Genomic DNA, 20838 nt, shown 5'->3' with positions numbered 1-20838 from the left:
TATTCTCAGACTTCTTTCACTTTTCAGTAAAAGGCAAATAGCTGTCCGACAATAATTAACGGCACAAGATGCCGCCCGAACTTGTTAAGCAAGTTACGGCGTTTAAATCCAGATGATTATTTCACGCCGGCACGCCGGTCACTGACCCGCGACAGCGATGCCCAGTCCTGATCGGCCTGACCATGGGCCATGCCGTCCAGCAAGTTGTCCTTCAACACGCTGGCAAACGGCAGCGGTACCTGGGCAGCCTCCCCGGCCTCCAGCACCAGACGGACGTCCTTCAATCCCAACGACAATTTGAAGCCGGCCGGCTCGAATGTGTCATCGGCCATCTGCTTGCCGTAACCCTGATAGACGGGAACGGGGAACAGGGTCGAGGTGATCATGTCGATGAATGCCGCACGGCTGATGCCGTAGCCACCGGCCAGGGTCGAGCCTTCGGCCAGTGATTCGATCGCCGAAGCGACCATCAGGTTGGCCGACAGTTTGGCGGCACACGCCACGTCGGCGGCTTCACCGAAGTGCCAGGTCTTGCGCCCCAGCACATCGAACAGCGGCTGCACCCGGGCCAGTGCTTCGGCAGGCCCGGAAGCGAGGATATTCAGATTGCCGGCGGCCGCCACATCGACTCGCCCCAGCACTGGTGCCGAGACGTAACGGACGCCACGCGCCTCGTGCAGGGCCGCCAGCTCTTTGGCCAGCGCCACGGACACCGTGGACATGTTGACGTGAACGCTGCCGGCCTGCAGGCCGTCCAGTGCCTTGCCATCGAGGAACACCGAGCGGATCGCCGAGTCATCACCGAGCATCGAAATCAGCACCTCGGCCTGCGCTGCCAGCGCGGGTGAATCGACAGGTTCGGCGCCAGCCCTGGCCAGTGCCTCCAGCGGTGCCGACGAGCGATTCCACACTCGGACCCGATGCCCGGCCTTCAGCAGGTTCAGCACCATCGGCGCACCCATCGTGCCCAGACCGATAAATCCCAGTTCCATGTCGCGCTCCTCTCTCGATGAGGTCTTCAAATCCGTTTGTAAAATGACCCGCGATTGCGATTGTACGTGTACAGGCGTACATTTCAAGTGCCACGTTGATTCATTCTTCGCGGCGAGGGTTTCAAACGTACCTTTACCCAAGGCAAGGAGGCTTTATGCAATTCGGGATCTACACCGTTGGCGACGTCACACAGGACCCTACCAACGCCCGTACCCCCAGTGAATCCGAGCGCATCCAGGCCACCCTGCAAATTGCGCAGAAGGCCGAAGACATCGGACTGGACGTGTTCGCCACCGGCGAGCACCACAATCCCCCGTTCATCACCTCCTCTCCCACCACGCTGCTGGCCTACATCGCAGCGAAAACCCGACGCATCATTCTCTCTACGTCCACCACCCTGATCAGCACCAACGATCCGGTGCGCCTGGCCGAAGAGTATTCGCTGCTGCAAAACCTCTGCGGCGGACGCATGGACCTGATGCTCGGCCGTGGCAACACCGCGCCGGTCTATCCCTGGTTCGGCAAGAGCATCGCCGACGCCCTGCCATTGGCGATGGAAAACTATCGCCTGCTGCACAGGCTCTGGCGCGAGGAAGACATCAACTGGAGCGGACGCTTTCGCACACCGCTGAACCACTTCACGTCGATCCCGCGACCGCTGGACGACCTGCCGCCCTTCGTCTGGCACGGCTCGATCCGCACCCCGGAAATCGCCGAACAGGCGGCGTATTACGGCGACGGTTTTTTCGCCAGCCACATCCTCTGGCCCCGGGAACATTTCATGGCGCTGGTGGAGTTCTACCGCACGCGCTTTGCCCATTACGGCCATGGCACGCCGGAACAGGCGATCGTCGGCCTCGGCGGGCACATCTTCATGCGTCGCAACTCCCAGGATGCACGTCGGGAGTTCCGTCCTTACTTCGATAACGCGCCGGTGTACGGCCACGGTCCTTCCCTGGAAGAGTTCATGGAGATGACCCCGCTGGCCGTCGGCAGCCCTCAGGAAATCATCGACAAGACCCTGACCTTCCGCGAGCACTTCGGCGACTATCAGCGCCAGCTATTCCTGTTCGACCACGGCGGTATTCCGCTGAAGACCGTGCTGGAGCAACTCGACATGTTCGGCAAGGAAGTCTTGCCGGTGCTGCGTGAGGAAACCCGCAAACGCCGCTCGCCACTGGCGGCCGACGCGCCGACTCACGCCAATCGCCTGGCCCGTTTGCAGTCCCTGCAATCCTCGCCAGCCGAACCACGCCCGGGTGTCAAAACCCCACAACATGACAGTGTGACCGGCCACTGAAACCGTGGGAGCATCCGTGCTCCCACATTGATCTCACAACGGTCAGGCAGCGCCTTTCAACGGGCGCTGCGCGTCCATCGAAACCACCACATCATCGTTGATCAGCCGCGCCAGATACTGACCGTAACCGGTCTTGCTCATGCTGCCCGCGTGCACCAGCAACTGCGCGTCGTCGATCCAGCCCTTGTCGTAGGCGATCTCTTCGAGGCAGGCGATTTTCAGGCCCTGGCGTTTCTCGATGGCCTGCACGAAGTTGCCGGCTTCCATCAACGCATCGTGGGTGCCGGTGTCCAGCCACGCCATGCCACGGCCCATCACTGACACGTTCAACTTGCCGCGTTGCAGGTAGACGTTGTTGACGTCGGTAATCTCCAGTTCACCGCGCGGCGACGGCTTGATGTCGGCGGCAATCTGCAGCACTTCGTTGTCGTAGAAATACAGGCCGGTGACCGCGTAGTTGGACTTTGGATCGCTCGGCTTTTCGCAGATGCTCAGGGCCTTGCCGGCGGCATCGAATTCCACCACGCCAAAGCGCTCGGGGTCGGCCACGTAGTAACCGAACACTGTGGCGCCTTCGTCACGAGACGCGGCTTGCAGCAAGGTTTCACCGAAACCGGCGCCGTAGAAAATGTTGTCGCCGAGCACCAGGCAGACGTTGTCTTCACCGACGAACTCACGACCGATGATGAACGCCTGAGCGAGGCCGTCCGGGCTTGGTTGCTCCGCGTAACTGAGGCTCAGGCCCAACTGGCTGCCGTCGCCGAGCATGCGTTGAAAGCCCGGCAGATCTTCCGGGGTGGAGATGATCAGGATCTCGCGGATTTCCGCCAGCATCAGCACCGACAGCGGGTAATAGATCATCGGTTTGTCATACACCGGCAACGACTGTTTCGAGACGCCCAGGGTGATCGGATGCAAACGCGAACCGGCGCCGCCCGCCAGCAGAATTCCTTTGTACTTGGCCATGCTTTTTTCCTTTCAAGCAGTGAGATTTGAATGACTGAGTGTTCAGGCCACGAGGGCTTCGTTGCGTTGCTCGCCGAGACGCTCCAGCGCGTAGGCACCGGACATCACCCGCACCCACCAGGCGCGGTTGTCGAGGTACCAGTCGACGGTTTTCTTCATGCCGCTTTCGAAGGTTTCCTGCGGGGTCCAGCCGAGCGTCGCGTGGATTTTTCCGGCATCGACGGCGTAGCGTTTGTCGTGGCCCGGACGATCCTTGACGAAGGTGATCAGGTCACGGAAGTGCGCGATGCCTGCCGGTTTTTCCGCACCACGCGCTTCGAGCAGATCGCACAGGGTTTGCACAACTTCGAGGTTGGTCTTCTCGTTGTGGCCGCCGATGTTGTAGGTCTGCCCTACTTCGCCGCGGGTCACCACCGCATACAGCGCTCGGGCGTGATCCTCGACAAATAGCCAGTCGCGGATCTGTGCGCCATCGCCGTACACCGGCAACGGCTTGCCTTGCAGCGCGTTGAGGATGACGTGAGGAATCAGTTTTTCCGGGAAGTGATAAGGCCCGTAATTGTTCGAGCAATTGCTCATCACCACCGGCAAGCCGTAGGTGCGATGCCAGGCGCGGACCAGATGATCGGAACCGGCCTTGGTCGCCGAGTACGGCGAACTTGGCGCATACGGCGTGCGTTCGGTGAACGCCGGATCTTCGGGTTCCAGGTCGCCATACACCTCGTCGGTGGAAATGTGATGGAAACGGAACGCCGCCTGACGCGTCGCGTCCAGCCGGTTCCAGTAACCACGTGCCGCTTCGAGCATCGTGTAGGTGCCGACGACGTTGGTTTCGATGAAGGCCTGCGGGCCATCGATCGAGCGGTCCACATGGGACTCGGCGGCCAGGTGCATCACCGCATCCGGTTGCAGCCGTGCGAACAGTTCGTCCAGCGCCGGCTTGTCGCAGATGTCCACCTGACAGAACCGATAACGCGGCGAATCGGACACATCGGCCAGCGACTCGAGATTGCCGGCGTAGGTCAGTTTGTCGACGTTGATCACTTCGCATTCGGTCTCTTCGATCAGAAACCGCACCACGGCCGAGCCAATGAAGCCCGCGCCCCCTGTCACTAAAATTTTCATCAGCGCCTCCCCTGGCAAAATGATGATTTAACGTCCTTCGATGCTGTGTGCAGGTCAGTTCAACAACGCGACCCAGTACTGCGACAGGCCTTGCTCGAGAATCAGCAGCGTCTGGATGCAGACGAAGCTTTCGTCGGTGGTCGCCGAGGTCGCGTTGAGCGGGCCGAAACCACCGTCCTGCTTCTGGTGGGAAGCGATCCAGTCTTTCGATTCCTGCAAATACGTCGGCTGGGCGTCGAGCAGAAACATTGCCGCGATGGCCATGTAAGTCCCCACCAGGCTGACCGCTTTGCCCGGCCGGTAGTGGAACGAACCGTTAGCCAGTTGCAGCTTTTGCAGCCACGCGACGGTCTGTTCGGCATCGACGATGCGTCGGTTGAGAATGAACAGCGTCGACACCACGCGGTACACCGAAAACGCATCCGGCGGATACCCTGGCTTGTTGGCGAAACCGCCGTCGGCCGAGCGGCAGCGCAGGGCAAAAGCCATCACGCCCTGCTCGTCCGGCGCTTTGGCTTCCAGCGCATGCAGCGACAGCACTGCCAGGTTGGTGTGCCAGATGTCCGAGCCGAAACCCGGCACATCGCCGAACCCGCCATCGGGGTTCTGGCACGCTTGCAGGTAACGCACGCAACCGCCGATATCGTTCGGCAACGCACCCAGCACTCGAAGCGACAACACCGCGCAGTAGGTGGCGAACACGTCGCTCAGATGCCCCGGTTGTTCGGCAAATCCACCGTCGGTGTTTTGCGAAGCCCTGATGCAATCGATCAGGCTGGCCTTGTTTTCGATTTGCAGGCCCAGGGCGTGCAAGTCCGAAATCACGTGCAGCCCGGAAAACACCTGCCACGTTTTGTCGGCCCGGAAACCCAGCGGCGCGGTTTCAGCGGTCAGCCCGTAAGGCGTTTCGTTCGACGCCCGGGCCTTGGCCAGCCAGGCGAGATAACGCTGCAGATCGACATTGATGGTTGGCACGCCATTCGGGTGAATGCGCTGGACGTCGCCACCGCCATCGATCACTTGCAGCTCACGGTTTACCAACGCCGCATCGTCATGATGAGCAACGCCAGCAGCCGGCTCGATGGACTGCAAGGCGTGGGCGGCGGCGAGCTGGGTTTTCAGGCTCTTCAGGTGCAGCGGCAGGTACGTCAGGTTGCCGATACTGAAGATCCCCGGCTGACGCGGCGGTGCCCAGAACTGCCGAATGAACGGCACGGTCGGGTCATCGGGCGTCGACCAGAAATAGCCCTTGCCCATGAACAGTCCGCCATTGCGGGCGTCGTGAAACTCCAGCAAGGCAGCCGTCACCGAAGCGCGGTCAGCGTCGCTCGCGCCGGACGGCAAGGCCTGAATCGCCTGCAACAGCAACGCGACGTCGTAGGCGGTTTTGATCGGGAATGGCGACTCGTGGTTCTTGTACGAGGTGTGCCAGTCGCATCGCACTTTGCCGTTGATCCCGACCCGGTCCCAGTAGCCGCCGTAGGCCGGATCGCGGAACAGCGCCAGGGTTTGCAGCAGGAACGAACGGGCCAGGTTCGACAACGCATTGTCGTCCCGCACATTGGCCAGACGCGCCAGCACCAGGCTGACCTGAGCGCGCACGGCGCAACGGGTCAGCGCCACATCGACACAGGATTGGCTGTCGCTGCCGGCCACCCGGCCGATCAGGTTTTCTGCATGAATCTGCAGGTGCCCGACCAGTCCCAGGCCTAACGGCTCGTTGCCGATGCGCGCCAGCAAAGCCGTGGCGCTGATGTCGAGATCGATCGAGGTCGCCAGCTCCAGCGGCGTCGTCCAGTCACTGCTGTACAGGCCGGCAACCGTGGAACGGGCGTAAAGCGCTTCGACCTTTTCCAGAATGCCGTGGATCACGGCATCGTTCGCCGCGTCCTGCGGCACTCGACGCTGATAGGCAATCAGCGCAGCCAATGCGTCCAGTTGCAGCGCCAGCGTTCGGCAACGTCCCGAACCGTGGGGCGTCCAGTAGCGGTCAGCCAGCTCGTGAAAGCCGGCGTTCGGCGCATCGTACAAACGCATCAGCCCGTCATGGGCAAAACGCAGTTGAACATCGTCACCGTGGTCGGCTTGAAAAAGCGTGGCCGCGACCTGGTCCTGCAACTGCTTGTCAGTGGAAATCGCGACTTCGCCACTGGCATCGGTGACAGCAAAAAAACCGCCGTACTCAATGTCCTTGAGGCCTTGATCAAATACAAACTGCGGATGCAGCGGCATGGTAAATCCCTCTTCCTTGAGGTTAAGCGGCTTTGCTTGCGGTCAGCGACACAACGCTGCCCAGGCACAACTCGATGATGCGCGTCGCGGCGCGGGCGGCACCTTCGCCGTCCGGTGCGGCCACCTGGCGATGAGGCGCGTAATAGGCCGAAGCGCGAGTGTCTTTCTCCAGCTCGCCCTGAATCAGCTCGACGATAGCGTCGCGATCGTGACCCAGATGCGTCGGGAAACCGAGCAGCTCCAGACGGCGCAGGGCTTCGAGTTCGTGGTATTCGGATTTGGACGGCAGCACGAACAGGGTCGGAATCTGCAGTGCGGCGATTTCCGTCACGGTGATCCAGCCCGGCGCCGAAATCAGCAGACTGGCTTCGCGCAGCAGGCCCATCCAGTCCGGGTAATACGGCACGCAAACCACGCCGTCCTGGGACTGGATATCCTGACGGCCGAGCAATACCAGTTTCAGCTCCGGATTGCGTTCGCGCAGGACCTTGAAGCTGTCGAGGTAAGCGGCGAGCAGCGCGTCCTTGTTCTGCGCAAACATCGTGGTGCCGCTGATCGAGGCAACCACGAACGGCGCATCACCGAGGTTCAATTGCTCGCGCACGTTCAAGCCGCTCTGCACATTGATGTCGCGGATCATCGGCCCGACAAAATGAGCCTTGCCACTGTTCAGTGCTTCAGCCACCGGCGTGCCCTGATCGAGTGAAGCCACGTACGGCTTGTCGGTCAGCACCAGTTGGCTCTGATTGATCATCCAGTTGAACTGGCTGTGCAGCGCCGTGCGGGCACGGGCCATTTCCAGCGCGTTGACCTCGAAACCGCCGTCGGCCAGGTCGTGATCCTGAAGCTGGCAAAGGGTGAAGTCATAACGCTCGGTCACGAACACCAGCGGTGTGCCGCTGAAAATCGCGGCCAGGCAGGCGGCCATGTTGTAGTCGGACACCAGGGCCGTCGGCTTGTACTCGTCGATCAGGGCCAGGTAAGACAGAATCCGCTCGCCAGACAGGAAGGTATTGGCGATATAACCGCCGATGTAATTATTCCAGTCGAGTTCTTTCGACAAGTTGCTCTTTTTCGAGTAATCGACCAGACGACCGGCAATATCCACCACTTCAACACCGGACTTTTCGAACATCGGTGTAAAGGTTGGCTGCAAAGAAGCCAGTGCCACGGTCAATGGCATGTCCGGACGTTGCTTTTTAATCGCCTGAGCGATCGAAAGCGCGCGCATGTTGTGGCCTGAACCGGTTGGATTGGGGGCAAATAAAATCATTCTTGAATCTCCATTAGTTGAACAACGCCATGAACCACAGTGTTTTCCAATACATCCCTTATCACCACTGAGTACGGTTTGATTACTGCACCGTCACCGATATTCAGTGGACCTACCAAGATGGCGCCCTCGCCAATTACGCAACGACTTCCAATGCGCACAGGTGCCTCCTCCCAGGGCAGTGAGCGGAAAGAATGATCATGAGTGGACGCAACAATCGTGACGCCTTCGGCCAGCTCGCTGAAGGCACCGATGGTCACTCCGCCGGCCGCTTCGATAACCACGCCCGGCGCCAGTCGGGTGCCAGTGCCCAGTTCGATGCCGCCCAGTTGCGACATGCCGCCCTGGCGGCTGCTGCGTCCGATCAGAATGCAGTCCCGGGCGATCTCCACCGAAGCCCCGCCGCGCAATTCGGCATCGATCAAGACTTCGTCGCTGATGTCCCAAGTCGCGGTGTCGGGGTTCAACGCCTTGAGGCGCGGCACCGACTGCGTGGACCGATCGAGCATCGACGGCAAGCCCTGGCGCGCCCGGTCCCGGACTTTGGCCAGCACAGGTGCCGGGCTCGGCAGGCCGTCTTCGACGACTGTGCGCTGGGCAATGACCCGCGCCGGACGACCGACCACGATGGCATCGGCCGGCACATCCGCCGTCACCAGCGCCCCGGCAGCGATCACCGCTCCCGCACCGATGGAAACACCGGCGGTCACGGTGGCCTTGGCGCCCAGCCAGACGTTTTCGGCAATGTTTACCGGTGCTTGCGCAGTGCCCAGGCATCGTGCGCCAGTGGCAAACATGCTGGACGCGCCAACTGAAGTGAACTGCAAATCACACTTGAATCCGATGAAACAATCATCGGCGACCTGAACGTTTTGCAGGCAACTGCCAGCACGAATCCAGACATGCCGGCCCAACTCACTCGCGTCATTCACGGTCGTCGAAACTTCAACTACATTTATGTCGTCCACAATAAAGCCTCATTCCATTGATGCCGGGCACATAAAAATTCGATAGGCGTGCGTATCCCGCAGAAATAATTCCGCCGCAGCACAAATAATAATTAACTGTTTATTTAGGGCTTCCATTCAAAGCACGCACGACATTGCGTCTGCGCAACTTATTAACTGACCGGTTCATTCAATTGTCGTTATTCATTAACAACAGGTAGAAGTTCACGCTTGCGCCGAAGGCCAAGTCAGTTTCATGTGAAGAAAAGCCGATTCAAGTCTGTCCGTGACTCTGGTGTAGCTCCATTAGGGTGGGATTGTCCTTTAGTACGAATGTTATAGTACAGACGATTTTGTTTTGCAATAGGTGCCAGAATGGTTATCTCGTTTTGGTCTAAAAATTTATTGAACTTTTATGGTGCGCACTTGTATTAAAACCGTCATATATGCACTGCATTGGTGCAAATGGCGGTTTTATCGGGTTTTCCCGCTCAGCGCTAACGGGCATCCGGAGGTCGAACCCAGACATTCCGACGGTGCTCACCCACGTTACGGTGGCGACTCAAACTGCCTTTGACCTGGAGCCGTCATGCCCGCACCTATCACCGTTCTGCGCGACACCCACCCGCTGCCCGTACTCGACGCCTGCAAATGGGAAAAGCTCGAGGGCGACCCGCACACCGTCAACCTCAACGCCTACACCAGCGAAGACGGCAGCAAGATCATGGGCACCTGGATCTGCACGCCAGGCAAGTGGCGAGTGGACTACGTGAAGTGGGAGTACTGCCATTTCCAGGAAGGCTACTGCGTCATCACCCCGGACGGCATGGAGCCGATCCACCTGCGCGCCGGCGACATCTTCGTCGTCGAGCCGGGCATGAAAGGCACCTGGGAAGTGGTCGAGACCGTGCGCAAATATTTCGTGTTCGCCTGATACAAAAAAGCCGGGAAACCACCCGACGTGATTTCCCGGCAATACAGACCTGTGCAGAGCACAGGCCTGGCGACATTTACTGCGGTTTGCGATAGCTGTTGATGATCGCCGAGAAGTCCTTGCCACCTTCCCCGCGCTGACTCATCGCCTGATACAACTGCTGCGCCACCGCGCCCAGCACCACCGGCTGATGGGCCTGACGCGCCGCTTCGGTGGCCAGCCCCAGATCCTTGAGCATCAGCTCGGCGCCAAAGCCACCGGTGTAACCACGGGAGGCCGGTGCCGTTTCGACGATGCCCGGCCATGGGTTGTACATTTCCGAACTCCAGCAACGACCGGTCGAGCTGTTGATGATCCCGGCGAGCACACCGGTATCGATCCCCAGCGCATCGCCGAGGGCCATCGCCTCGCTGACGCCGACCATCGAAATGGCGAGCAGCAGGTTGTTGCAGATCTTGGCAATCTGGCCGGTGCCGACTTCACCGCAATGCACGATGTTACGGCCCATCTGCGCCAGCACCGGTTGCAGAGTGGCGAACAGTTCCGGGGTGGCGCCGACCATGAAGGTCAACGTACCAGCCGTGGCGCCGCCGGTACCGCCGGAGACCGGTGCATCGGCCATGGCCACGCCTTGTTTGGCAGCCGCTGCTGCCACGTCGCGCGCAGTCTGCGGATCGATGGTGCTGCAATCCACTGACGGCACGCCTTTGCCGATCCCGGCCAGTACGCCGTCTTCACCGAGCCAGACACTGCGCACATGCACGGCGGCCGGCAACATGGTGATCACCAGCTCTGCGTCTTCGGCGGCCTCACGGGCCGAGGCACGGATGGTGCCGCCCAGTTGCTCGAGCTCCGCCAGCACGGTTTTGTTCAGGTCCACCAGATTCAGCGAATGCCCGGCCTTGATCAGGTTGCGCGCCATCGGCGCGCCCATGTTGCCCAGACCGATAAATGCGATTTTCATGGCCATTCCTCAGCGCAGGTTGATGGTGGTGTTCACGCCGTCGTTGACGCTGTCGTCATCGAACCAGCGCGCGGTGACCGTTTTGGTCTGGGTGTAGAACTGCACCACTTGCTTGCCGTACGGGCCGAGGTCGCCGAGTTTCGAACCGCGCGAACCGGTGAAGCTGAAGAACGGCACCGGCACCGGAATCGGGATGTTGATGCCGACCTGGCCGACGTCGATTTCAGTCTGGAATTTACGCGCCGCCGCGCCGCTCTGGGTGAACAGGCCGGTGCCGTTGCCGAACGGGTTGGCGTTGACCAGCGCGATGGCCTGATCGAGGGTGTCGACTTCCAGCACCACCAGCACCGGGCCGAAGATTTCCTGGGTGTAGATCTGCATGTCAGTGGTCACCCCGGAGAACAGGGTCGGGCCGACGAAGTTGCCTTTCTCGTAACCCGGCACGCTGATGTCGCGACCGTCCAGCTCGAGTTTCGCGCCTTCCTTGATACCGCTTTCGATCAGATCGAGAATCCGCGCCTTGGCCTTTTTCGAAATGACCGGGCCGACATCAGTGCCCGGCTCGTTGCCGGCGTTGACCTTGAGTTTCTGCGCCAGCGCTTTCAGATCCGGCAGCCACTGCTTGGCCGCGCCCACCAGCACCACCACCGAGGTGGCCATGCAACGCTGACCGGCCGCACCGAAACCGGCGCCGACCAGGGCATTGAGCGCTTGTTCGCGATTGGCGTCCGGCAGCACCACCGCATGGTTCTTCGCACCCATCATCGATTGCACGCGCTTGCCGTGTTTACCGGCGAGGTCATAAACGTGAGTGCCGACGGCGGTCGAACCGACGAACGAAACGGCCTTGATGTCCTTGTGGGTGCACAGGCCATCAACTACATCCTTGCCACCGTGCACCACGTTCAATACACCGGCCGGAATACCGGCTTCGATCGCCAGTTCCACCAGCAGCATGGTCGACAGCGGATCCTGTTCGGACGGCTTGAGCACGAAGGTGTTGCCGCAGGCGATGGCCATCGGGAACATCCACAGCGGAATCATCGCCGGGAAGTTGAACGGCGTGATGCCGGCGCAGACGCCGATCGGCTGGCGCAGGGTGTAAGTGTCGACGCCGCCGGCGACGTTTTCGGCGAACTCGCCCATCTGCAGGCTACCGATGGAGCAGGCGTGCTCGACCACTTCCAGGCCACGGAAAATATCGCCCTCGGCATCGGCAATGGTCTTGCCCTGCTCGGCGCTCAGTACAACGGCGATGCGTTTGGAGTGTTCGCGAATCAGTGCCTGCAGCTTGAGCATGATGCGCATGCGTGCGCCGATCGGGGTCAGCTTCCAGGTCTGGAAGGCGCGCTGGGCGGCACTCACGGCTGCGTCGACTTCAGCGGCGGTGGCAAACGGGACTTTGGCCAGCACCTGCTGGGTCGCCGGGTTGACGATGTCGTGCCACTCGGAGGTCTGCGATTCGACCCACTCGCCGTCGATCAGCAGCTTGACCTTCTGGACCGTGGTTTCGTTGGGCGTAAGCGATGCGTTCATGCTGGTCTCCAGAAATTGTTTTTATCTTGGGAGCCAAGACGAGAGGTTCGCCTTGAGATGAGGCGTGTGTCGCGAATTGGTTGTCGGACTGTTTTTGGAGTATAGATGTGCAAACTTCTAATAAGAACGCACATATAAGCCCGTCCATCATGCAAAAAAACATCACGTCTTTAGGCTCGCTGAACTGGGACGACCTCAAGTTTTTCCTCGAAGTCGCCCGCACCCGCAAGGCCAGCACTGCGGCCAAACGTCTGGCGGTAGACTACACCACGGTGTCGCGCAGAATCGGTTCGCTGGAAGCGGCATTGGGCACATTGCTGTTCGAGAAGTCCCGCACCAGCGGTTTCGTGCTGACCGCTGAAGGCCAGCGTCTGCTGAGTTACGCCGAGTCGATCGAAAGCACGCTGCACATGGCCTGCGAGCAGGTGTCCGGATCCGGCGTCGCGCTGTCCGGGCATGTGCGCATGGGCTGCACCGAGGGTTTCGGCAGCTTCTTCATCACCCCGCAACTGAGCCACTTCGTCGACGCCTACCCGGCGATCTCGGTGGACATCCTGCCGCTGCCGCACTTCATCAGCCTGTCCAAACGCGAGGCCGACATCGTCATCGCCCTCGAACGCCCGGAGCACGGGCCGTACGTGTGCTGCAAACTCTGCGACTACCGCCTGCAGCTATACGCGACCCAGGAATACCTCGACAAACACCCACCGATCCGCCGCCCCGCCGATTTGGGCAAGCATCAATTCATCAGTTATGTGGATGACCTGGCGTTCAGCTCGGAGCTGCTGTATCTGGCGAACGTGGTGCCCGGCGCCAGCGCGAACTTGCGCAGTACCAGCGTGATCGCGCAATTCGTGGCGGCGCAGCAGGGGCGTTCGCTGGCGATTCTGCCGTGCTTCCTCGCGGCCCAGGACCCGCGCCTGTTGCCGGTGTTGCCGGAGGAAATCGACATCACCCGGCAGTTCTGGATGTACTGCCGGGAGGACCTGCGCAAGCTCAAGCGGATAACCCTGTTGTGGGATTACATCCGCGAAGTGACCGAGCGCAATCAGGCGCTGTTGATGGGGCAGACGCGAGAGATGCGGTTTGCCGACTGACAGAGTTTCAAGGAATCAGGTGGCCGCATCGTAACGAGGTCAGCAGGCCTTTGCCAAGGTTTTGTGTCAGGGGTTGATACGTGACTTGTAACACCTGAGAGCGCCCCAAAGTCCCCCCACCCAGAGGCGCGCATGTGCACGCGATAAGCTCATGTTAGGGCACCTGCGAGGGAGATGTGTGGACATACCCGGAAGTGCCTACCCGGATTTTCTGCAAGATGCTGAAGGAGCCCAGTAGGCGCCTGCCTGAAGTCGACCATACTCAAGCGCTACAACAAGGGAGCCAATCATGAGTTGGGAAGAGATATTGAAACTGGTGGGGGCTGCAATCTTTTCGCTCGGAGGTGGCGGCATTCTTGTCTTCGCTCTCTCCTCTTGGTTGGGAAAGGTCTGGGCTGGCCGAATTCTGGCAAACGAAACCCACCAATTGACCATGGAGCTTGAAAAGGCAAAGCGGGCTCTCGATGTAATCAAAGAAAACACTCTCCGATTCCAGAACGACAAAATACTGATTTACCGGGCGGTTATAGAAATTGTCGCAAGGCTTCTCTCAGCCCTCGATTCCCACGGAGAGGGGCGGTTGATTGCGACCGAGGCAGGGGCGCGCTTCGATGAATTCAACGAGCAACGTATGAAGGTCTACGGATATCTCGCCATGCTTGCGCCCCAGTCCGTGATGGACGCACAGGACAACCTCATTGACCACTTACTGAAAATCAGCCACGGAGCGGTGGTGTATGAATGGTCAGAAGTACGAGAGAAAGCTCTAGCACTGTTGAATGCTGTCCGAGAGGACATCGGAATTAGTAAAGACCCAATAACTTACAATGGGGAGCTTTGACCTTTCTCAGGGATCGCTGCGCCCATGATCGAAAACAGCAGGTGACAAGGCGGGTAGCCAAGCCGCCAGGTCTACGACCGCCGTATTCGCATTATGGCGTCCGTAATCTCTTGAGCATTCACGTCCAGCGTTTCCAAGGCCATGGTTGCGTTTTCAGCAACGATTGAAACTCCATTCTCTGAGAGCCAGCAAGTCAGCTCATCAATTGCCGCAGCGATGGCATGCTGGTTATGCAAAAGCAAAGTGAGTGCGTCCGCCGTTGCGACATTACTTTCTGAGTTATCGCACATAAGAATCGTCCTTGAGTGGTGACGCATAAACTTTAGCTCATCTCGCCACTGGTGGAAGCCGGGTATGTAATTCCTCAGGCGTACCTACGCGCGTTTACTCCAAGGCAGCTCCGGTCAAGGCGCTCGACACGGCTCCACGCTTTTGGTAGCGTCACGAAAGGGCAAAAGTTTTTTTAGCGGAAAATAATCACTATATTTTCCATGAGCAGATAAAGAAACACTTACAGCGATTGACAAGGGTGTCTTATATGGATGAAGCAAGACTGCGTGAATTGCTAAGTTTTGGCGAGAGAGATTGGCTGGACTTCAAAAGGGATGCATATGGCGGATTGAAATCGCCGCAATCACGCAACGAATTCATTAAAGATATTCTGGCGATGGCAAATACGCCGCGAGATTGTAGTGCAGTGCTTGTACTGGGAGTTTCTTGGACTGCGGAGAATGGTAGCGAAATCATTGGTCTTGAAAAGCATATGGATGATCAGCAATTCCAAGGAGCATTTGGTACAGATCGGGCCCAACCTATTCCACGATTCGTCTATACCCCTCTAACTATCGACAACAAAAATGTCGGAGTTGTTGAAATATTAATTGATGATAGAGGGCCTTTTACACCCATAAAAGATTTTGACGGTTTACAAGCTGGTGCTATTTATTTTCGACGCGGCACTACTAGCGAACGAGCTGTAGGTGATGAAACCTCGATGATTTTTCGGTGGTTTCATACGGGCGAGATATCCGGATTTACCTCTCAGCCTCTTGATAACTGGTCACCTTTTCTAGAAGCTGCACGAAGTTTTTCGCAGGGCATCTCATACATTTTAATTACTGACCGAGTTGACCCAAAGCTAGCAGGAGTTGCACATGCTATAGGAGCCGCTCCTTGGCGAGCAGTTATCGATTTCGACCCTGAAAGTGACACAACTGGGTTGTTGAAACTCGCATCTGGAACTCTTGAGCGGTTTAGAACTATACACCGAGTAGTTCGGGGAGAGTACACAGTTAGACCAGAGCCAGGGATACATTGGTTTTTTGCCAGAGGCATCCATGGGAGGCAAGAAACGGTTGCAACCAACGAGCACAAAGTTTGGCTGAAGCAATATAAATTAGAGATTAGTAGGCAGCTCCAAAATATTGCATCAGCGATCAATCCTTCACCGGTAGTGGCTGTTGTTTTTTGGGAAGATACAGATCTCAAGAAGCATCTAAGAACCATATTAGAAGAAATGAATGGTGTATTCGGGGAAGCGCTCGAAATTGTCTTAGTTTCAAACGACCCCGCCTCATTCGAATCCATTGGTGAGGATGCGGGAGCCCATTTTATTACGATGAGCCGGAGAAGTGTTCTATCTAGCCTTGCTGTACACTTCTCAGACATAGAATCCACTCACAAAGATGAACGATACATTTTAGTCACTCCAAACGGAGCTTCAATTGAGTTGGAGTTAGCCAATTGGTTGTGGCTATCAGAGGACTTAGAGATTCTTCACCGGAACACTGGCCTCACAGGCGAGGATGATCCTGATGAGTTTCGACGCGGGGCAGATATTTCTTGGAGAAACTTACAGCTCCATCATGACTGCGATCGAGATGTTCTTTATCAAATCAGAACGCAAATTGAAGATGACCTGAGACGGAGGCAAACTGTCAGGGTAAATCTTTATCATGCCCCAGGCGGTGGTGGAACAACAATCGCTCGTCGACTAGCATGGGATGTGCACAACACATATCCTACTTGCTTACTTACGAGATCCTCCGGCCGCGAAACAGCAGATAAGATATCCAAGTTAGCAGCGCTTACCGAATGTACCGTCCTCGTAGTAATTGATGGTGGACTTCATTCGGAAAGGGATATTGACGAGTTATTTGGCTATTTGAAAGCGTCACAAACTCCTGCGGTTCTTCTTCAGGTGCTTCGTCGCTTCAGTCCGCAGCAGCTTGCAAAACGTCGATTTTGGTTGGAGGCGGATCTGAGCAACCAAGAATCTGATCGTTTCCGCGCGGCGTACGTTAAAGCTGTACCAAGTAGATCCTCACAGATCCGCTCATTGGCTGAAAGTAAAAAAGCACGAGAAAGAACAGCTTTTTTCTTTGGACTGACAGCTTTTGAGAGTGACTTTAAAGGTTTGACCCCTTATGTAATTCTGCGGGTACAGCATCTAAACGCTGCTCAGATGAAGATATTGGGCTTCTTGGCAATAGCTAATTACTATGGACAGCAGGCTGTTCCTGCTCAGGCCTTTGCAAGTATATTAGGATTGCCACAGACGAAACCTGTCGAACTGCGAAGTGTATTCTCTGGCGAAACAGAAAAAACACTGGATTTATTGATCGAAACGCAAACAGGGTTTTGGAGGACAAGCCACCAACTTATTTCGAAAGAAATTATGAGACATCTGCTCTCACCTGTGGATGCTCAGGACAAGAGCGACATTTGGCGTCAGAGCCTTTCAAAGTGGAGCAAGGAACTCGCTGATCTATGTGGCGGTGATGGTGAAACGTCAAGCGATGTGCTATTGGAACTGGCGAGAAGGGTATTCATTTATCGTGACAACGTCGAAGTTCTTGGCACCGAGCGTTCAGGCGCAAGAGGTTTTTCTCATCTAATTGATGATATTCCCTCTGACGCCGGGCGGGTCGAGGTGCTACGTCATCTTACTGAGTGTTTTCCATTAGAAGCGCACATGCATGCTCACTTAGGTCGTTTCTTGGGCGCCAAAGGTGACTTCCCTCAATCTCTTAGTGAGATTGATTATGCAATATCTATCCAGGAAGACGATCACGTACTTCACCATATGCGAGGCATGGTTCTACGACAAAAAATGAAAGCCTCAGCTGAGCAAGGAGCTATGGCTGAGGAACTTGTTGAGATAGCAAAAGATGCAAGCTCCTCCTTTGAACGCACCAGAGATATCGCTCCAGACTTAGAGCACGGCTACATTGGAGAAATACAATTACTGCTTGACTTGGTAGACAGAGTCGGCTTTTCGAGTGTCACTAGCGCGACGAGCAACCCCTATCTTCGGGAGGCAATAGATAGGGCGGAAGACGTTTTAGACCAACTACAAAATCTTTATGCGGGAGAAGAGCCAAGTCGCTACGCGCTTGACTGCCAAGCAAAGCTTTCTAGACTTCACGGCGACTTTACTTCCTCCCTGCAAAGTTGGGATAGCTTATTATCCCGCCCGGAAGTTTCTAAACCGCCCGTGCGCAGACAAATTGTGTGGACTATTCTCAGAAGGCATAAAGGTCGGTGGGAAAATCTATCGACTAAAGAGATTCAAAGAATTCAAAATCTTCTCGAAGAAAACCTTGAAGAAAACACAAACGACTCCACCAGCCTGCGACTTTGGCTTAGAGCCGTTCGCTACTCGAGCGCCCCACCTTCCTTAGACGCACTCACGGAAAAAGTTGGATATTGGAAAGTGAATACAGGCTCGCTCGACGCAGCTTTCTACCTGTATGCGTTGCACTTCATGCGTATTTTACAGGGCTCTTCACAGGCGGTAATGGATACCGAACGCTCTTTGGAAGACTGTAAGACTTTAACTCGATATCGGCGTGATCGCACTCGCAGCTTTGAGTGGATCGGCCAGAAAAGCGGAATTCAAGGGTTGGTTCATCAAAGTCAACTAGGTGATTGGAAGGGAGAGTTTTTTGAATCACCTGAATTGCTTCGCAGAGTATCCGGTAGGGTAAAGTCTATAGACGGGCCTCATAAGGGACTCATTGAGGTTAATGGCGGGATAGACGCATTTTTTGTTCCTGGAAAATCTGACATTCATGCTGGCAAAGATGAAAACGCGACAGTTAGCTTTTATCTAGGTCTCAGCTATGATGGGCCTCGCGCATGGGTAGTTAATCTCGAATGAGACTAGGGGGAAATTAAAACAAGCAAAATCTAAACGCTACGTAGATTTCGCCGATCTCGTAGCGTTTTCTTTTAACTGCTAACAACATATTAATCTCATTATCAGATTGGTAAATTTCCAAAGAGTAGGCCGAGGTTAAGATAGACTCGATTACCACTCATCATCAATTGCTAATGGCTGAAGCGGAGGGCCAGGGTGCAAAAAGACAGATACCCCGAGCTTAGCCTGTCCGCAATAGTCACCCGTGCGCTGTGGCCTTGGGTGCTTGTTCCTACTGGTTGGGGCCAGCTTATGCCAGCCCCTTCCTTCTGTTGCCTGATGCTTACGCGAAGACCTGCATGCGTTCCAGTTCTTCCAGCTCGCTGATGGTGATAGAGCCGTCGGCCATCTTGGCCTTCAGTTCTTCCAGTCGCTTAAGGATCTTTTGGGCACGCTCCATCCGAGTGCGCCGAGCCTCTTCTTGTGCCTCCAGATCCGCCAGTAGCTTGGCTTGACGCTCTGCCTCGCGGACAGCAGCGCTCAGTCGGCTACTGTTGAACTCGTAGACCTGATAGCCGATGTCGCCCATCTTGAACTGGCCGTAGACCTGAGCCGCCATCTGGAACATCTGCTCCACGAATAACGGTGTGTAGGTTCCGGTGGCAACCAATGCAGCGCAGTCCTCAGCCGACAGCAGGCCAGTGGTCAGCAGGTTGAATGCCTCAGTCGCTGGCTTGCGCTGGTTGTACGGGCCGCTTGCAGCAGCCGACAGCTCGGCCAGCTTCTCAGCAGCAGCTTTGCCCCAACCCTCGGCACCGAACAGCAGTGAGTGCATCGTGCGCCCCAGATCGCTCCCCACCTTCGCAGAGTGGTAGGCGTAGCTGTGATAGCGCCCGTGGTCTACCACGTCCAGAAGGTCAAGGATGTCAGGGCTGTACTTGCTCAGCACCTCGGAGAACTCTGGGAAGCTGCTACGGCTACTCCCCACCCCTACCTGCTTGAACATGTCGGTTTCTGGTAGCTGGGTCGTGATGAAAGATCGCAGGTCGCTCAGCCACTTGAACAGGCACTGAGCGTCATATGGCGACGGCATACCCTTCGGAGTCTGGTGTTTCAGATAGCCGAACTCGTTGTAATGCTTGAGCGAGTTGATAACGTCCTGTCGAGTACGGGCGAACTCCCGCAACTTCTGGTCATCGCTATCACGACCGGGGATTAGCTGGGAGGTGAACACAGTGAAGCGTTTGCACACCTGTCCTTCGGCGTAGCCCAAGCCATTCATTTGCAGCATCTTGATAACTTCGGCTTCGCCAACTTGCTGGATAGCTTGTTGAGCAGATGGCACCTTCATTGCGTTGAGCAGTTGGGAATGGGTCATTGCGCCTTTGAGTGCGTCGAATCGTGCATTGATATTCTGTACGTTGTCCATTTGGTCTTAAACCTCTCTGTTTAGTTGGTCATTGTCTGTTGCATTAGTTGCGCACCTCTCCCCGGCTGGAATGCAGCAAGGAAGTTAGTAGGTGCCGGTAGGTAGGGCGCTCGCCCGTTAACTGTGTCGTCTTCATCAGCGTGACCAATTGGCCCGCCGTAGTTAAACGATGGGGAATATCCGGGGATCAACTTACGCATAACGGGTTGCCTCGTTAATCTCGTCGGCGTGATCCATAAGCCAGCAGCGACCTGCCGATGTAACGCGAAGGCCATCGCTCATGTTTCCACCATTGACCACGTAGAACCCTGCGGCCTTTCCCTCAGCGGTGAGGGAATATCGGGTAATCTTGCCGACGTAACGGACAGACCAAAGCATGTACTTACTGACTACGTACTTGTAGGCCAGGTCAGGACTGTTGATGTCTGCCAAGTAACAGCTATGCCTCCAGTGCAACAATGTACGATCCAAGCGTGCGTATGCCTTAACCTTCCGGGCATTGGCAGCGAACATGTCTTGATGCTCATCCGCCAGCTTGCGATAGGTGGCAGCGGCTAACTTCTCGTCATTGCGCACAGTGATGAAGACAGAAACAACCAGCTCAAAGAATGCAGGGCTAACCCACATTGCATATGCGATGGTTCCAATCTCAGTGGCGAGGGTATTCTTGTCTTGAGTATTTGCAGAATGGAAATTTCCACTCTGCGCTAAGTAACGCTTAGTCGCATTATCCCACTGACTGGGTAGATTCTTCTTTGGCAGGCCCAGCTCTCGCCAGATGTCAGTCAGGTTGTACATCCCATCATTGTTAGACAGGAAGGTGTGCAAGTTACCCTGTGCGTCGGGCAGTTTAATAGGCAGTGCGATAGTCATAGTAGACCTCTCGAAATTTATTTTTGAATTTGGTGTGCAGGCGGAACATATAAGTCAACCATCGAGCAGCCAGCCAAAGAGCGGCGACCAACCGTAACCACCGGCCACGATGATTGACTTATATGTTCTGTCTAGGGAGATGTAAGAGGGTGTAGCAGATGGGCAAGCGACCGCCTGCCTCATTCAT

General features: G+C 56.6%; 16 protein-coding genes. 5 read left to right on the top strand and 11 right to left on the bottom strand.

Translation table 11 applies throughout. The annotated features are described in order from the left end of the window. Nucleotides 1-116: 116 nt before the first annotated feature. Nucleotides 117-1037: an NAD(P)-dependent oxidoreductase gene (locus AC07NR_RS28705; protein WP_495079987.1), complete on the bottom strand. Its 921-nt coding sequence runs from the start codon at nucleotides 1035-1037 to the stop codon at nucleotides 117-119. 110 nt (nucleotides 1038-1147) lie between these two features. Between AC07NR_RS28705 and AC07NR_RS28700 the strand changes: the two genes are divergently transcribed. Then, entirely contained in the window at nucleotides 1148-2293 is a 1146-nt protein-coding gene (locus tag AC07NR_RS28700; protein WP_495079976.1) for an LLM class flavin-dependent oxidoreductase, read from the top strand. Nucleotides 2294-2335: 42 nt separating this feature from the next. On the opposite strand, the gene rfbA is transcribed toward AC07NR_RS28700, so the two are convergent. The 5 genes from rfbA to AC07NR_RS28675 are packed head-to-tail and all read right to left on the bottom strand — an operon-like array spanning nucleotide 2336 to nucleotide 8686. Then, nucleotides 2336-3259, bottom strand: a complete 924-nt coding sequence (gene rfbA / locus AC07NR_RS28695) for a glucose-1-phosphate thymidylyltransferase RfbA (RefSeq protein ID WP_495079975.1) — start codon at nucleotides 3257-3259, stop codon at nucleotides 2336-2338. Nucleotides 3260-3301: 42 nt separating this feature from the next. Beyond that, nucleotides 3302-4384 (bottom strand): dTDP-glucose 4,6-dehydratase, encoded by a 1083-nt coding sequence (gene rfbB / locus AC07NR_RS28690; protein WP_495079974.1) that lies wholly within the window; start codon nucleotides 4382-4384, stop codon nucleotides 3302-3304. 54 nt (nucleotides 4385-4438) lie between these two features. Next, complete coding sequence (locus AC07NR_RS28685; protein WP_248738389.1) at nucleotides 4439-6616, bottom strand: prenyltransferase/squalene oxidase repeat-containing protein; 2178 nt, start codon at nucleotides 6614-6616, stop codon at nucleotides 4439-4441. 22 nt (nucleotides 6617-6638) lie between these two features. Then, nucleotides 6639-7847 carry a glycosyltransferase family 28 protein gene (locus AC07NR_RS28680; protein ID WP_248738390.1) on the bottom strand — a complete coding sequence of 403 codons (1209 nt, stop codon included), beginning with the start codon at nucleotides 7845-7847 and terminating at the stop codon, nucleotides 6639-6641. A 38-nt stretch (nucleotides 7848-7885) separates the two neighbouring features. Next, nucleotides 7886-8686 carry a DapH/DapD/GlmU-related protein gene (locus tag AC07NR_RS28675; protein ID WP_248738391.1) on the bottom strand — a complete coding sequence of 267 codons (801 nt, stop codon included), beginning with the start codon at nucleotides 8684-8686 and terminating at the stop codon, nucleotides 7886-7888. A 739-nt stretch (nucleotides 8687-9425) separates the two neighbouring features. On the opposite strand from AC07NR_RS28675, the gene AC07NR_RS28670 reads away from it, so the two are divergent. Beyond that, a complete protein-coding gene (locus tag AC07NR_RS28670; RefSeq protein ID WP_007953863.1) occupies nucleotides 9426-9770 on the top strand; it encodes a cupin domain-containing protein in 345 nt (114 codons plus the stop codon). Nucleotides 9771-9846: 76 nt separating this feature from the next. Here AC07NR_RS28670 and mmsB read toward each other — a convergent pair whose 3' ends face one another. Both mmsB and AC07NR_RS28660 read right to left on the bottom strand, forming a co-directional pair. After that, nucleotides 9847-10734: a 3-hydroxyisobutyrate dehydrogenase gene (mmsB, locus tag AC07NR_RS28665; protein WP_248738392.1), complete on the bottom strand. Its 888-nt coding sequence runs from the start codon at nucleotides 10732-10734 to the stop codon at nucleotides 9847-9849. A gap of 9 nt (nucleotides 10735-10743) precedes the next feature. Continuing rightward, entirely contained in the window at nucleotides 10744-12270 is a 1527-nt protein-coding gene (locus AC07NR_RS28660; protein WP_495079973.1) for a CoA-acylating methylmalonate-semialdehyde dehydrogenase, read from the bottom strand. A gap of 149 nt (nucleotides 12271-12419) precedes the next feature. On the opposite strand from AC07NR_RS28660, the gene AC07NR_RS28655 reads away from it, so the two are divergent. Both AC07NR_RS28655 and AC07NR_RS28650 read left to right on the top strand, forming a co-directional pair. Further along, nucleotides 12420-13367 (top strand): LysR family transcriptional regulator, encoded by a 948-nt coding sequence (locus tag AC07NR_RS28655; protein ID WP_495079972.1) that lies wholly within the window; start codon nucleotides 12420-12422, stop codon nucleotides 13365-13367. Nucleotides 13368-13656: 289 nt separating this feature from the next. Then, nucleotides 13657-14208: a hypothetical protein gene (locus AC07NR_RS28650; RefSeq protein ID WP_495079971.1), complete on the top strand. Its 552-nt coding sequence runs from the start codon at nucleotides 13657-13659 to the stop codon at nucleotides 14206-14208. Nucleotides 14209-14279: 71 nt separating this feature from the next. Here the strand turns inward: AC07NR_RS28650 and AC07NR_RS28645 are convergent, their stop codons facing one another. Continuing rightward, nucleotides 14280-14498 (bottom strand): hypothetical protein, encoded by a 219-nt coding sequence (locus AC07NR_RS28645; protein ID WP_495079970.1) that lies wholly within the window; start codon nucleotides 14496-14498, stop codon nucleotides 14280-14282. A gap of 248 nt (nucleotides 14499-14746) precedes the next feature. On the opposite strand from AC07NR_RS28645, the gene AC07NR_RS28640 reads away from it, so the two are divergent. Next, nucleotides 14747-18370: an AlbA family DNA-binding domain-containing protein gene (locus tag AC07NR_RS28640; protein WP_495079969.1), complete on the top strand. Its 3624-nt coding sequence runs from the start codon at nucleotides 14747-14749 to the stop codon at nucleotides 18368-18370. A gap of 322 nt (nucleotides 18371-18692) precedes the next feature. Here AC07NR_RS28640 and AC07NR_RS28635 read toward each other — a convergent pair whose 3' ends face one another. Both AC07NR_RS28635 and AC07NR_RS28630 read right to left on the bottom strand, forming a co-directional pair. After that, nucleotides 18693-19778, bottom strand: a complete 1086-nt coding sequence (locus AC07NR_RS28635) for a hypothetical protein (protein ID WP_495079968.1) — start codon at nucleotides 19776-19778, stop codon at nucleotides 18693-18695. A 192-nt stretch (nucleotides 19779-19970) separates the two neighbouring features. After that, on the bottom strand, nucleotides 19971-20651 hold the full coding sequence (locus tag AC07NR_RS28630; RefSeq protein WP_495079967.1) for a KilA-N domain-containing protein: 681 nt from the start codon (nucleotides 20649-20651) through the stop codon (nucleotides 19971-19973). Between the last annotated feature and the right edge of the window lie 187 nt (nucleotides 20652-20838).

It is taken from the genome of Pseudomonas sp. GW821-FHT09C09 (assembly GCF_059418105.1).
This window is presented reverse-complemented; position numbering and strand designations above follow the sequence as displayed.

What these genes read in the sequence shown, in the direction of transcription:
- AC07NR_RS28700 (WP_495079976.1), top strand. Translation starts at nt 1,148, where the DNA reads ATGCAATTCGGGATCTACACCGTTGGCGACGTCACACAGGACCCTACC.
- rfbA (WP_495079975.1), bottom strand. Translation starts at nt 3,259, where the DNA reads ATGGCCAAGTACAAAGGAATTCTGCTGGCGGGCGGCGCCGGTTCGCGT.
- rfbB (WP_495079974.1), bottom strand. Translation starts at nt 4,384, where the DNA reads ATGAAAATTTTAGTGACAGGGGGCGCGGGCTTCATTGGCTCGGCCGTG.
- AC07NR_RS28685 (WP_248738389.1), bottom strand. Translation starts at nt 6,616, where the DNA reads ATGCCGCTGCATCCGCAGTTTGTATTTGATCAAGGCCTCAAGGACATT.
- AC07NR_RS28680 (WP_248738390.1), bottom strand. Translation starts at nt 7,847, where the DNA reads ATGCGCGCGCTTTCGATCGCTCAGGCGATTAAAAAGCAACGTCCGGAC.
- AC07NR_RS28675 (WP_248738391.1), bottom strand. Translation starts at nt 8,686, where the DNA reads ATGTTTGCCACTGGCGCACGATGCCTGGGCACTGCGCAAGCACCGGTA.
- AC07NR_RS28670 (WP_007953863.1), top strand. Translation starts at nt 9,426, where the DNA reads ATGCCCGCACCTATCACCGTTCTGCGCGACACCCACCCGCTGCCCGTA.
- mmsB (WP_248738392.1), bottom strand. Translation starts at nt 10,734, where the DNA reads ATGAAAATCGCATTTATCGGTCTGGGCAACATGGGCGCGCCGATGGCG.
- AC07NR_RS28660 (WP_495079973.1), bottom strand. Translation starts at nt 12,270, where the DNA reads ATGAACGCATCGCTTACGCCCAACGAAACCACGGTCCAGAAGGTCAAG.
- AC07NR_RS28655 (WP_495079972.1), top strand. Translation starts at nt 12,420, where the DNA reads ATGCAAAAAAACATCACGTCTTTAGGCTCGCTGAACTGGGACGACCTC.
- AC07NR_RS28650 (WP_495079971.1), top strand. Translation starts at nt 13,657, where the DNA reads ATGAGTTGGGAAGAGATATTGAAACTGGTGGGGGCTGCAATCTTTTCG.
- AC07NR_RS28645 (WP_495079970.1), bottom strand. Translation starts at nt 14,498, where the DNA reads ATGTGCGATAACTCAGAAAGTAATGTCGCAACGGCGGACGCACTCACT.
- AC07NR_RS28640 (WP_495079969.1), top strand. Translation starts at nt 14,747, where the DNA reads ATGGATGAAGCAAGACTGCGTGAATTGCTAAGTTTTGGCGAGAGAGAT.
- AC07NR_RS28635 (WP_495079968.1), bottom strand. Translation starts at nt 19,778, where the DNA reads ATGGACAACGTACAGAATATCAATGCACGATTCGACGCACTCAAAGGC.
- AC07NR_RS28630 (WP_495079967.1), bottom strand. Translation starts at nt 20,651, where the DNA reads ATGACTATCGCACTGCCTATTAAACTGCCCGACGCACAGGGTAACTTG.